The 15297-nt window shown below is 31.8% G+C and carries 4 protein-coding genes; 2 read left to right on the top strand and 2 right to left on the bottom strand.

Translation table 11 applies throughout. The features are described 5' to 3' along the window. Positions 1 to 496 precede the first annotated feature (496 nt). Together pssA and GFK82_RS00135 are read right to left on the bottom strand one after the other, a co-directional pair. Positions 497 to 1852 carry a CDP-diacylglycerol--serine O-phosphatidyltransferase gene (gene pssA, locus GFK82_RS00130; RefSeq protein WP_226810937.1) on the bottom strand — a complete coding sequence of 452 codons (1356 nt, stop codon included), beginning with the start codon at positions 1850 to 1852 and terminating at the stop codon, positions 497 to 499. Positions 1853 to 2916: 1064 nt separating this feature from the next. Continuing rightward, complete coding sequence (locus GFK82_RS00135; RefSeq protein ID WP_226811310.1) at positions 2917 to 4140, bottom strand: amino acid aminotransferase; 1224 nt, start codon at positions 4138 to 4140, stop codon at positions 2917 to 2919. A gap of 3073 nt (positions 4141 to 7213) precedes the next feature. Between GFK82_RS00135 and dcd the strand changes: the two genes are divergently transcribed. Both dcd and GFK82_RS00145 read left to right on the top strand, forming a co-directional pair. Further along, positions 7214 to 7795: a dCTP deaminase gene (gene dcd / locus GFK82_RS00140; RefSeq protein WP_226811311.1), complete on the top strand. Its 582-nt coding sequence runs from the start codon at positions 7214 to 7216 to the stop codon at positions 7793 to 7795. Positions 7796 to 9850: 2055 nt separating this feature from the next. Next, positions 9851 to 10975, top strand: coding sequence for a porin (locus tag GFK82_RS00145; protein WP_226810938.1), 1125 nt, complete (start codon positions 9851 to 9853; stop codon positions 10973 to 10975). Positions 10976 to 15297 lie beyond the last annotated feature (4322 nt).

Raw genomic sequence — 15297 nt, forward strand, 5'->3', positions numbered from 1 at the left:
TCATGATTTTTATTCTATTTAGGAAACTTGATTATTATACATACAGTATCTATTAGTATGTCTCGGTATACTAGTGGACTCTGGTAAATGCTTCACTAGCATACTATTCGCATAGTATTCTTTAGGCGATTGAAATTTTCTTAGAGGTAACGTGATTCTATCTTGATAAACAGTTCTTTTTTCTAAAAGAAAGATAATATTCTACAATTCTATAATTTCAGTTAGATGTTAAATAACATATTGATCTATAAGGTTAAGAACCCACTCTATATCGATACGTTTGATATCATTCAAATGTATATTTTTTTAGTAATGCGTTTTACACTAGAAAAGATTTCCATATTCTTGCTCATGGTTTTCCAGTACTTACATTTTACTCCATGGCGATAAAAGATGGTCTGTAAAGCGTATTTAAGAATCTTTGTATATTCGCTTCGTTTTTTAAAAGAGATAGCATTGTTTATATATGATATAATCTTTGACCTCCCAATTGTATTTAGAGTATCCGGCTAATTAAACGGTCGATACGGATACGGCGTAATCTTCGAATTAGTTTGCGAACTTTAACCGGATATTCGGCGATTCTTTGTAGCTCCGTGAAATGTTTGATAATCGAGGTATTGGTGCGAATTAGGGTGAGTTCTTCTTTACAAGAATGATGTAATTCCTGATTGGGATCATGAATCAGTAGTGCATTTTCTAGATCAAGTCGCCATGCTCGTAGATTAAAATTACTGCCGGTTAGTAATTGCCATTCGTTATCTATCCATAGACCTTTTAAGTGATAGGTATTGTGATGATCTTGCCATAGACGCACTGTTAGTTGCCCATTGTCTAAATAACGTTGGAGGCGTCTAACAAAGTAGCGTAAGTTTATTTCGTAGAGATAAGGTATAGTGCTTATAATTTTAAACGGCTTATTCTCGGGAATGTAAAAATCGTTTGTGGTTTTATCACCAACAATAATTTCTAATTGTTTACCTTGACTCAGTAACCTAATTAAATCGTACATTAACGGTGCCGGTAAATTAAAGTAAGGAGTGGATAGGATAAGGGTATGGCGGGTTGAGCATAATAAATGATGAATTGTTTTATTGAGTGAATTTTGTTTACCTAACCCAACAAGTGGGGTGATGGCTAATTGTGTTGCGCTCGCTTCACCCTGATAAGAATAGCTAGCTTCACGTAGTGTTCGACGAAATAGGCGAGTGTCCTTTTTTATTGCGCGACTTTTCAGTCGAGCTGGGTTGTCTAGTTGGTTTACTGCTGGTGATGTAAGTAAATATTGTTTGATATAGTTAAGCAGGGTGTCAGCGAGGAGGGGATTATGGATAATCTGGTAGCGATCGTACCGGTATTGATCCTTTTGGTGTAGATAAACATTGTTTAGACTAGCACCGCTATAGATAACCTTAGTATCTATGATAAAACCTTTTAAATGTAAAACACCGAGTGCTTCTCGGGTGTTTACCGGTACTCCGTAGATTGGGATGTCTATTCCGGGATGGGATTGTTTCATGCGGCAGTACCAGTTTGCATTGGTATCGGAATTACTCCCGATACGACTACGGTGTGCCCGGTGCCAGTCAACTAAAATTGCTATCTCAAGATTTGGATTTTTGCGTTTAGCTGCATAAAGTGATTTGAGAACTCGTTCCCCCCCTTGATCCTGCTCTAGATATAAAGAAACGAGATATATCCGCTGTTGGGCTCCACGAATAGCTTGCATCAGTGATTGGTAAAAATCTACAGGGCTATAAAGTATTGTTATGTCTTCAAGCATCTGAGGGATTTTAGGAAGTTGTAAAAGATGTTGTTGGTGTTTTTTATATTTGAAATTTGATAATAGCATAGTGCGCTTCTTCTTTTATCATTCAAGGTTCAAAAGACTCTATGCAAACAGGTATGTAATTGAAAAGTCCATAGTACCATTATTACTCTAGATTGCAGGTATCTGTCGTTTGACTTACTGAATTTTTATCAGATATCGGGGGGGGTAAATATTGAATCTGTTCTAATGATAAGAAAATAATGTATATTTCATGGTTGAATCGAAGAGTAAGGGATTTGTAAAAGATTGGTTTAGTTGTGTTTTCGGAAAATCTTTGATAGGGTAAAAACCATTTGAGATGGTCAACATTGATTCAAACAATTTTTATGATAAAGATTTGGTATCAGTACTAGTATCACTCTCCCGATCTTGATGAAATCAGAACTAGTGGCTTGTTTATCCCAATTTGTATAGTGAACAATACTGAATTTTTATTACATAACTTATGTGGATTAATTTCAAAAATCCACTTTTCATAGTAAGAAATTCATCCAATTTGTACTGTTAGATAAAATTACTCATGATACACACATCACCTTTTATAGAGTGATGAGAATGAAATTTTTATAATACAAGCTCAGTTCGAGATCATAACAGAAGATTTTCGCTTACTGCGTAGTTGTTGAATAAGCATTTATAATAATGTAGATACATGTTAAAATAAAGAAGTGTTTTCCGTAGGAAAACTGTCGTATAACCTGTTTAAAACAGTAAGTATTAATACACGAGTAACGGTATTTTTATTCTTGTCACTGGATATAACATATTAAGTATATGCGAAAGTTAAAAAGAGATATCCGTTTCGAAAAGAGAGTTACTACTCGGTATGGATGGTGCGATTTAAATTGAATAATATCGTTTGTATACCCCGATACAATCTTTGTATCTACTTGTTGACATGAATATTTAAGATCATACGTTGTCCCCGATTTTAAAGCGGGGACCGTCTATCACTCCTCAAAAACTTCCTGCCAGTCTTGTGTCTGTTAGGTGCTGGATGTGGAATAACCGGGGTCACCGTGTATTATTTATATAGTGTTGTTTTTCATGCAACACTGATTACTAAGTGAAGAATATTTTCATTGCTAAGTATCGTTAATTTTTAAGTCCGAATTTTGGACGGCTGCAAAGGCTTTTGCCACTTTGCTAATATTAGTAGTATTTAGGCCAGCCAGACACATCCTGCCGCTCTCAATCAAGTATACTCCGAAGGTTTTGCGTAGATGTATTACTTGTGCTGGAGTAAATCCAGTATAACTAAACATACCTCGCTGATGCAGTAAATAGTCAAAGTGATGTGTGGGTAGCGCGATTTTTAATGCCTCTATTAATCTTTTACGCATTTCTACAATACGTTCTCGCATTGCAGCCACTTCCTCTCTCCATAAGGCATTTAATTTCGGTTCATTTAAGACCTGCGCTACGATTTGAGCACCAAAATTTGGTGGACTGGAGTAATTTCGCCGAACGGTCGCCTTTAGCTGACCCAATACACGCTCGGTTTCACTTGCGCTATCACATACGATCGATAATTCACCTACTCGTTCATTATAAAGAGAGAAAATCTTTGAAAAAGAATGACTTATAAGGCACGGAAGACCTAAACGCGCCATGTCGCGTACTACATAGGCATCTTCGTCTATTCCCGCCCCAAATCCCTGATAGGCAATATCTAGAAAAGGAATGAGTTGGCGTTCTGCTATTACCGTATTGATCTGATTCCATTCAGCGCGGATGAGATCAGAACCAGTTGGGTTATGACAGCACGGATGTAACAGCACGATGCTATATGGTGGTAATTGCTTAAAACAATCGAGCATTGCACTGAAATTGACACCTAGTTTTTTACTATCGAAATAAGGATAACGATTAACCTGAAATCCGGCGCCTGAAAAAATACCCAGATGGTTTTCCCAGGTGGGGTCGCTTACCCAGACTGTGGAATCCGGGAAGTAATGTTTAAGAAAATCAGCGCCAATTTTTAATGCTCCCGATCCACCCAGGGTTTGAATTGTGGCGATTCGAAGCGTATTTCGCATTGGATGGTCGTCCCCAAAGAGCAATGCCTGAGTTGCACTGCGGTAAGTGGATAACCCTTCCATTGGCAGATAAGAGAGTGAGCATGGTATTGGATTAGCACGTAGCATAGTTTTTGCTGCGGTTACCGCTTGTAATTGTGGAATAATCGCCTGTTCGTTATAATAAAGACCGATGCTTAAATTAACCCTGTCAAGGCGTGAATCTTGTTGATAGGTTTCCATGAGCGTCAGGATGGGATCTCCTGCATACGCATCCACATTTTGAAACACAGTGTGGCTCTCCTGTATTATCGGATGCAATGGTGCATCCCCCATAACAGTATCAAATAAAGATAAAAAAATGGCGATTAAGTTAACAAAAAAGTTGAAATATAAGATGGATTGATCGCGATCTTCGATATTGTACCAGATAATTATCTTATCTTTCATAGTGGCTAATTTTAAAAAATAGGCGGATTTATCAGAAAGATGTTGAGTGTTAGACAAGTCCAAGTGATATTTATCTCTATTCTGGAGATTCACTATATAACTACTGAGTCTAATTAACTTTATAAAGTATCCATATCATAATTACGTAAAAGGTTACTTGAGATTTATTTAATAGTATTAAATAAATTTTAATATAAGAACTCACACTCTTATCGGATTTTAAAGACTTTATGGGCAGAGAAATTCATCTCTATGCTATCTAAAACAATTTTTCCTTTATGCTATGAAGAGACCAACTTCATTATCAGATACTGATAATGAAATATTCTATAAGTGTAATTGATTAAATAATGAAGCACAGTCTTAGTTTGAAAACTAACATGAAGCATTTATACAGTATTCTTCCTTTCATAGAACGCTATTCATGGGTATATCTATTCTTACGCTATCTAATACTAAAAAGAAAATAAAATAACAATTAATAATAGAGGATTATGAATCGAACGATATGTTCATAACCATTATCAAAAAAATATTATTTTAGGCATTTTAAAAAAAATCCGGTAAATAAATTTAAGCGTAGAATTATGCTTCTAATCTGTAATAACAAGTTTCTATTAAGATAATTAATCGCATAAGATAAATATAAAAACGATTGAATCATAGAATGGAGTGTAAATATTGGAATATATTTTTTAGTCTACTATTTAGTAATAGTACAGATACCTGATCCGTTAGATATTTAGAAGAAATCGTGATTTTAAATTTAAGAAAATGAAATAAAAAGCATGTGTCCTAATTGAATAGAGATGAAAATTCTTGTAACGTACAACACGTTTATTTAAGATACTGCCATCTTAAAAAGATGCGTCATTTTTACTAAAAGGCGTGCTAGTGCGTGCTGTTAACTTTAAGATGACTTGGGATCTATAATTGAGTAAGATGTTTTTTAAGAGGCTCAAATAGCATTTTTTAAAAATGCCAAATATTTTCTCTTCTTTTATAAACACGAAGTTTTTGAGAACCAGGAGGGCGAGTTGTGTGCCAAACCAGTTTTCATAAAAGATGGTAAATGGTAGAAATAGTTTACAGAAAAATGCAAAGATAATTTCTCTTTAAACTCAAAAGAATGATATAAACAATTAGAATCAAAATTCTAAGTCCAGTCATAATTTTTTATATCTTTAAAAAATTGTAGAATCTCTAAGAAAATTTTTTATAAAATTATAGCGCGGTGTAAACGGCACCACGGTCCTATTTAGATAGGGCTATTTGGTGGGTGTACTCAATACTTTATCTATTTCAAGAAGTTCCTATCATGCTTATCTGCATATCAATAATTTCATTAAATAATAAAGCAGGCTTAGAAGGTTAGTAAAACAGGAAAATCGTAAAAATAACCTCCAATCAATCAGAAAGAAAATTACAAAAACGCATCAATTATTTTAAAGTTAGCAGCCAGGTTTCCCGTGTGTACATGATGAAGTATTCAGTAAAATTACTAAACATCACTGTATAGATTACTTACCCCGATAGATTTGATTGAGTTATTAGATAATAAAAAACGATATATACGGATTTTTTCTCGAAAGTTACTGATCATTTTTCGTGGATATGGGATTAGTACTCATAGATATTCACCAAGAATTTACGAAACGGTTTTTAACCAGAGTCATATGCCAAGAAAGGATCTCTATATTAGAAAAATTGCATATAGAGCTTTAATTTAAAATATTCTCTTGGATTAAGTTTATATCCGAAAGATATATATCTTATATAGCGATGATATGAATATATAAGGAATAATTGATATATTATTCTTCTAGTGAAGAGTTTTAGACAGCAGTGTATCGATATAGTCGTCTACTATACGGAAATATAGTATTTATTCTATAAATAGAAATGTGATTTCCATTTATAAAACCTAGTAAGAGTTTAAGTATTGTTTTTAATCTCATATTAGAAGAAAGAAAAAAGATGTCTATTGAAATACATCCTGATAATTATAAGCAGTATGTATGGATCACAGTTAAATTTATTACGTATAATCGGGGTGGTAGTAGCAGTATAAACGCTATACGCTCATCTTGTAATGTTTTCTTCTTTATTTTATAGCAAATCTGCATTTAGTTTTTTAGCTAAACAGTAATTTACTCTGATCGAGATATATCAAGATTTAAGTATTTACTGGTATGGTCGAGTAGACCTTCTAGAGATCATAAGTGTGTTTTACAAAAAAACATGATTTTTAAAAAATCAAGAAAAGAGTTCACTGAAAATGATAAAATATACTAGCTATTCTGAATATTGTATGGATATGCTCTGATGTATATAGAGATGTTTAAATCTTCATCTAAAAATGATACAATTCTAAAGAATTATCCAAAATTAATTTTAATCTTAAAAATTACTACTATTGTAGTATAAGCAACCAATTGATAAATGTTCGCCTTCACTATAGCAGTTTTAAGAAACTGGTGTGGATAAATTTATCATGTGTAATTAAAAAAACATAACTAAGAAATTTAATTTTGATTTCAAAATACAGATTGGTGTATAAGAAATATGTTTCGAAATAGATATCTATTTTTTGACTTTTTACTTATATTTCTTTATGCGTATCTTAAATCTAAATGTAGTGAATATGTAGAGTTGGCCTTTGATAAACACTTGATTTCGATAATCACCTTTACAATGCAAGATCATGGTAAGTGATAATATCACTACATCATGTAGTATACAAGTCAGTGTATAATAAACAGCATATAGTTAAAGTATCGTTCTTACTTATATACTGATAAGTATGAATATACTATGATTTTTTAAAATCATTCTCGTGTAGCAGTTAAGAACTCACTAGTCAGTGTCAATATATTTATCATTAGATATACAAGATTTTATGGAGAGAAACGCGATGAGACTATGCGACTCTGATATTGAGAATTGGTTAGATACAGGCCGTCTAACTATCTCACCGCGCCCATCGATAGAAAGAATTAACGGAGCGACGGTTGATGTGAGACTAGGTAATCAGTTTCGAGTCTTTCAAGGGCATACTGCTGCTTATATTGATCTTAGCGGGTTAAAAAATGACGTTACTACCGCGTTAGAGCGCGTAATGAGCGATGAAATCCAGTTAGCGGAGGGGGAAGCGTTTTTCCTCCATCCTGGAGAGCTAGCGTTAGCGGTCACCCTTGAATCCGTCACATTGCCTGATTATGTAGTGGGATGGCTTGATGGACGTTCCTCGCTTGCACGTCTTGGTTTAATGGTTCACGTTACTGCTCACCGGATTGATCCTGGCTGGCAGGGTAGAATCGTATTGGAATTCTATAATTCAGGTAAGTTACCTCTAGCGCTCCGTCCTGGTATGTTGATTGCTGCGTTAAGCTTTGAACCCCTTAGTGGTTCTGCGGCTCGTCCTTATAATCGACGCGAGAGTGCCAAATACCACGATCAGCAAGGTGTTGTGCGAAGTCAAATTGATAAGGACTAACATGTTATAACTCTCTAGGAAATAGGTAATTAGGTAATTAGGTAATTAGGTTATTAGGTTATTAGGTTATTAGGTAATTAGGTAAGATTATTGTGTCAGGAAAGTACTGATGATACCTTTTCTCTCGGGGTGATGATGGCTAGTTGGATAGACTGATACTATAGACACTATAAATTCTAATAAATTTCGTGTTATTGTATGTATATAAATATAATCATACTTATGACTTAATGCTGAAAGTGATCTTTGGTGCTATATGTGCTTGAATTAAAGTTGTTTTCAAGTGCTATAAAACTTACCGAGTAAGGGAGAACTGCATGATTAGTAAGAGGAAAACTATCTCTATTAGAGATGGTGTTATTATTGGCGCAATCAGCGATTGTTAAAAGTATACGATGTCTTAAAGGGGCGGTTTTTAGCTTAACATTTAACGGAACAAAAAAGGGAGAAGGAGATAGTTTCCTGAGAAACTGGGAGTTCTCGTATATTAACTAGATTTGATATCGTAGATATAGCAATAAAGAGATGTCACTTCTCAATAATCACTATTCTATCTCTCGCTAAAAATTTTCCAGTATTTCCTCGGTTTCTTGATTAAAAGCGGTTTTTTTCTGGAAATTAATTAACTAGATGTCTCTAACAGGTTAGAAAAAGAATCAAACATTGTTAATCATTTTTTACCGATAACTTCATACCATGGTGAGTATGCGGAACTTGTATAAAGTTTTAGGATCATCTTTATGTAAAGATGAGTCCTTAAGAACAATTAGACCATCAAGTAAAAAGTGTTGAAAAGCATGGAAACGTTTAATTAGAGACAGTAAACCAAGTATTCAACAGTCGATGCCTTTGCCTTCCTGAAGGGAAAAGCATCTTTTTTAGAAAAAAAGTATGGTTTCTTTTTAACTAATTATAGGTATAATTTTCAGTAGTCTTATTGTAACGTACTACGAGTAAAATGGTGATATACTCAAATTCATCTTTAATCTTATAAGTACTGATATAATAAATTTTTATATGCGTATTCTCTCATAAGCTATATTTAAGGGATGCACAGTGAGTTCACGTAGTAAATTGCTAATGTTTTGAGAGAATGAATCTGGTTAACACTTTCTGGAAGTATCCATGAATACCTATCAGAAAATTTCCGGATATCAAGTTCTACCTAGTGTAGAGGTACAGATAAAAATTATAAGTTTTATAGAACTATATTTACGAGAAAGTGGTTTAATAATATTTATTAAGTATTCTACAAGATATTTGATATCTTATATCAGATAATTAATGCAGTAATTTGTAAGTGTTTTATACTATAATTTCAATTCATGTTTCCTATTTTTTCAAAATCTACCCCTTTTTTTAGGACAATCGAAATCAAGTCTGATATAGGTAAGGTACGGTAAGGTAGGGAATGAGATTCGCATACAATTTTTATAAATTTGGATTGATGAGCGAAAAGACATTGTGTGTGGAAGCGAGATTGCCAGGGATATTCATCAATAAATAATAAAAATGTAATATGAGCTAAAGTAGATTCATGTATGAATTTTTATTCATTATTGTCATAAATCACATTAAGGAAAAGGATATATATGGTAACAAGGAATTGAAAATAGTAAATGGATATCAGAATTTATAAAAACATTAGTATAACATTACTTTAGTGATTCTCATAGAACGAGAATGTCTCTCAAGTGCTTTAGTGTTATTGATTTCTCTTGTGTTTTTTTGTTTGAGATGATTTCATAGCATTTGATATGAGATGTATTCTTTTTAAGATATTATTTAAATCTTTTTATTTATTGTGGTTCTTGATCAGCTCTGAAAATATTGTTGTATTTCCAGTATTCTCATGCGTGTTAGTTAGTAGTAACAAGCAATAGCTTGCAAGATAAAAATTCATCTAATATGATTTTTCCGTCAGTTTATTGTCCGATCTAACTATCAATGATATTAAGATTTGTTAAACACTCGTTTCTATTGAAATCTATGTAAATGTTTGGGTGAATGTTTGGTTATTAGTTGAGAAATATAATAAATATAGAGGGTATTAACATGAAGTTACAGTCTCTATCTGTGCTTGTTTCGGCTATGGTTATGGTCGGTAGTACAGGAGCTGCCGAAGTTTATCATACAGATAGTAATCGATTGGATCTATACGGCGAACTCAACGGTATTCGTTATATCTCTGCTGACGAAGATAAAAATGGTGATGGTTCTTTCGTTTGTTATGGCCTTCGGGGGGAAACGCAATTTGGTGAGAACCTTATCGGTTTTGGTACGTTTGAGCAAGAAGTTAAACTAACCTCCTCTCCAAAAGAAGAAAGGAGCAATCACTTTTCCCGCCTGGGTTTTGTTGGTTTTAAACTGGGCGATCTAGGTAGTATTGATTATGGTCGAAATTTTGGTGTCTTATATGATATAGGTAGATGGACTTATATTATGCCGGAATTTGGTGGTGATACTAGTATTAATGATAATTTCCTTAGCAGCCAGGCCAATGGGGTCTTCACATATCGTAATAGTGATTTCTTTGGAATGCTTGATGGTTTTAATTTTGCACTACAATATCAAGGTAACAGTGATAGCAAAGTTGATAAAGATAAAATCCGCCAATTGTCACGGAAGGCAAATGGCGATGGATACGGTCTGGCTCTTACCTATAATTTGAACAACGGTCTTTCTATTAGTTCCGCGTATACCAGCAGTAATCGTACGCTCGCTCAGCGTACGCTGACTATCTCGTCTGATCCTAATCAAAAAGCTGAAGCTTATTCTTTTGGTTTAAAATATGATGCTTATAATCTGTACCTAGCAGCGTTGTATAGTGAAACTAAACATATGACACCTTATGGTGATTTCTCCGGTAATAAAAACGGCGAACAGATTTACGGGTTTGCTGAAAAATTAAAGAATCTTGAAGTGGTTGCACAATATCAATTTGATTTTGGTTTTCGTCCTTCCGTTGGATATTTGCAGTCTCAAATTTCCGATAATAATGAAGGAAAAACCCAGAATATCAAAAAATATATTGCGGTAGGAGCTTCATATAATTTAAATAAAAATATATTAAGTTTCGTTAATTATCGCGTTAATCTTTTAGCTAAGGGTGACTTTATTCATAAGGCAAAAATCTCCACTGACAATATTATTGCGTTAGGTATGACTTATATATTCTAATATTATTCTTAGTATAGCAACGTTCTGCTAAGAAGCGGGGGGTATAGCGGTGTCATTCCTCTTAGCCCCGTCATTTATCGAGACCAGGATTTGACCGTATTTAAGAGCAACTGTTGTTAAAAAAATTACGGCTTATTTTAAATAAGCTAACATATAGAAAAACTAACCAAGAGCGCTATAAAAATAGCGTGATGTATTTATTTGATTTTTTATCTATGTTCTAAATGTTAGAGTGCATTGATTTTATAAGTGGTCTCATTATTATGCTAATTTTATATTTAGGTAATTTTTTATCCTTTAATTTTTATAGAGAACGACGATTTCCAGCTCTGTTATCTATTTTTTTAATTCTTTAGGGGGTGGTGGATTTTAATGCGTTGTTTTTATATACAGATTCACTTGATATCTAATGAGAAAATACAGTTCTCTCTATAAATAGAACTGTATTTAAATTTTTATCCCCTGTTACTGATACAGTAATTTGTATAGTAAAGAAAATTGATGTTAATCACAGCATACAGATTGAAAAAATAAAATTTTATTGAAATCAATCTTCCTTTTCCTAAGTCATCTCATTATATTATTTTCTTGACTCGGCGTCTCTCTACTAATGAATTACAATGATATGCTTGTATATAAATTAGCTAATTCAGCTTAATAATAAAGAGATCTGCTAGATAGAAAACAGAAGGTTTTAGATTATGAGAAACAGAAAAGTAGCTTTCATATAAAAATATATTGTTTAAAAAACATATAGATGAACAGTAATAAAACATACGAGAATGAAACATTCATTGATAAAAATTTAAAAACACAAAACATATTAGAATGGTTGCTAAAAACATCCTGAAGTTTTATTATTTTTATTGAAAATAATTAATTTATTGAAATCTCTTATTCTTGGGAAGTTAATGCTATATTAGAAAAATAGTCTATACATTTTAAGTATTAAAACATTTATCAGAGACAAAAGCTTATCAATAAGGGATCTTGTGTAATATGATTATTGATAATAATATCTGTTACTATGAATTAATATGTTAGGGTTATATGAGTTCCTATCGAAAAAATTTTTTCTAATTATTTCTTTTCACAATGCTCGAAGAATGTTCTTCTTCAACAAGAAAAGTATTTTCTTAAAGATTGACTTATATATGACGAAATTTTAACTTAATGCAGTATTAATTAGTCGAAGGAAAAAATATAAAAATAAATATCCGTTAAATAAAATTTCGATGTTTATTTTAATCTAGGCGTAAGCCAAAGTTTTTATAGCGGATGACGATGATTTTTGAGATACTGAAATCAGTGAAGACATGCTTTAAATCTTATAGCAATTCTTTTTGAGATATTAATGTTAGACAGTGTTTGCTCTCGGATTTTTATAGATATAAGCAGTATGATGCTCCATAAATCACCCTCTTCTTAAGAGGGATATATTGTAATTATTAAACGGGTTAAATGTCATATATTTAGATGCGATTATAATAAAGGGAAATAGAGGTTTTTACTAGATTAGATAGTTTTCTGGTATTTTTTTTGATTGTAGTTACAAGTATAATAAATTCAACACGTTGATTTTTTAAGTAAAAAAAGTAATATACCCGGTAGTGGAGCGTTAATCGAGCATGTCCTATTATTTATCGTTAAAAAATATTGCTGTGCTCTTGCATTTCGCAGAGTATCTTTAATCGAGTAATAACCAAGACTTTATGGTTTTAAGATCCTTTGAGTACTGTAACAAAATAAAGGGTTGTAACGGGATACAAACATTGATCTTATAGCAGTGACGCTACCGATCGTAAATGATACTATGAATTTCTTCAATACTCATTGTATGAATATCGTATTTACTAGCATCATGGATATATTTTTTCCTAAGGAGTGGAATCGTTTAATCTTGTGATTTATCATGATCACATGAACAATAACTGGTATGTTGTTATGATCCATCGATAAAAAATCGTTTATACAGTTCTAGAGTTGTATGCTAAGATCATTAGTAATTGTAATAAAGTTCAAATAAAAGTATACATATTCTATGTGCCTACAGTAATTTATACCTTTAGGTATATAAACAAACACTGGTTAGAAAAATCTAAATAAGCTAAGTTTTTTTTAAGTGACACTTCACATTCTGTACTGGATCTTTTAAAGCCTTTAAATAAAGGCGTAGTTATCTTGTTCTTTATGAATACTCATCCAATCTTAATTGCCGAAGAAAAAGGATTACGTATTGTAGCAGCTTCTCTCCCACATAACTTCAAGGTATGTTACTCTTATACTCACAACTCACAACTCACACCAATAAGCGTAGGATGGTGTATCGAGTTCACATTTCAGTGAACAACTCAGGTATTTTTAATGAGAACTTGTTTTTTTAAAGCGATTGGGGTTTTAACTATTACTAGTTGACTCTTTATTGTCTGGCCTTTATGAAAGATATTTCATATAGTAGATATATCAATATCGGAATAATGTGGTGTTAAATTAACAGGGAATAATGTTTTCAACATATTTGTTATATTTTTATGAGGTTTTTGAGAAAACTAGTTGTTTTTACAAAAAAAAATAGACATGATTTAATATCATTATATGATTTCGAGAAGTACTAAGATGATGATTTATTCTTTCAATCATGGAGTATATTGAAATTAATATGAATAAAAGTGAGTAATGAATTACTTATTATTTGTTTGCATTTATATCAAAGTACATATGTTTTACTTTTATTTTTCTAGTATTCATATTGAAATATAGTTTTCTATTAAATAGTTGTGATGTAGATAATATCTATATCAATTGAGTCATAAAACTAATGAATTTTTGTTTATTAAATTTTACTATTATTTTATCTTAAAATATATATCTAGTGCCTTTTATTTATTTTTTTATTAGAATTCTATTCTAGATAATCATATAAATTTTCTCGATTAGTCTGGTTGAGAGTAATCAAGCGATGCCACATATAATATCGAGTAAAATTTGATACGACACTCTATCTCTAAGAAAAAGATTCGCTAAGAGCGACTTAGTACTTTAGACCAGTAATAGAGCAGCATGGTTTTCAGAGTGTGATAATGAAATGATGATGTTGTTAAATTTTTTTAGATATTTCTATTACTTATAGACGATGTTAATCGTCTATTTAGAGGGTTGTTAAAAAAAACGTAGAAAAATTTTTCCGATCTTTAAATGATTTTTGGGTTTCTTAGATGTTTATTTATTACTGCCTTACATCTTAATTCGAATTTAATTCTACTTCTTATACATAAGAAGTATAGAATATATATAATACGAAGTAGAAATACGAATTTTTTCGCATAAAATTTTTTAAATCTACAGTGTTCATGATTTCAATGTCTATTGACAGTGTCTTATAAAAAGATAAAGTGTACCCTAACTACGGTATGTTTTGTACATTGTTGATACGTGATGTTATGGTTTTTATTTATTTGTAGAAAATCAAACCGTTAAACAATCTGCTACACTTATTTTGCGATTTTAACTCAGCGTCTTCGATGGCTATTAAGCTTGTTGTTAAGGGATAGAAATTTCTACTTGTAATTAAGTAAGTTTAACTCTTATATGGTATTTTATATACTTTAATACAGTTTAGTCTTGGATACTGATTGAACGATATTCAATGGTAGGTTTTGATTTATCTCTCTCATGTTTCCGAAATTATTTACTAAAACAGAAATGATGACGTTGTAGAAGTCTTTTTATAGATTACAAAATTATTTTGACATATCCTATGTGAACAGATCTCATGGTGTTTAAGGATAACACTTTTTATTTTTTTATTGAAAAATGGTTGTATTTATATTTGCTTACGTCCATGCGTTTTATGCTAACAATGATCTATAAATCTATTTATACAAGATTTTAGCAATCAATTGATATATATGACACTATCTTTTTAAGATTCAAAAAAATTGCTATGCATAAGATAATACCTTTCATTTTTTAATGAAAAATTGAATTTATCGATTTGTATGACTTATGTCTCAAATAAGATTGCTTCATAAGATTTTAATTAGTATTTCTGGAATAAATTTTATGTTGATCTATGAATTAGTATTTCATTGAAGATTTTATATTGCATCTTTGATGATATGTGTTTTACATTAAGAGAATGCTTTATTTATATTGGCATAAAAAATCAGCTGATTATGAAGAAATGGAAAATATTTCATAGTGATGCTAGTTAGGTTGCCTAGAAAAATCTATCGTATCCTCGATAAACGATCGAGGAATATAACACTAATTTCACTAATGATAAAATGGTAACTAAAAATCTTTATAAAACATATTAAAAG

This window comes from Candidatus Steffania adelgidicola (assembly GCF_020541225.1).
Lineage (GTDB): Bacteria > Pseudomonadota > Gammaproteobacteria > Enterobacterales > Enterobacteriaceae > Steffania > Steffania adelgidicola.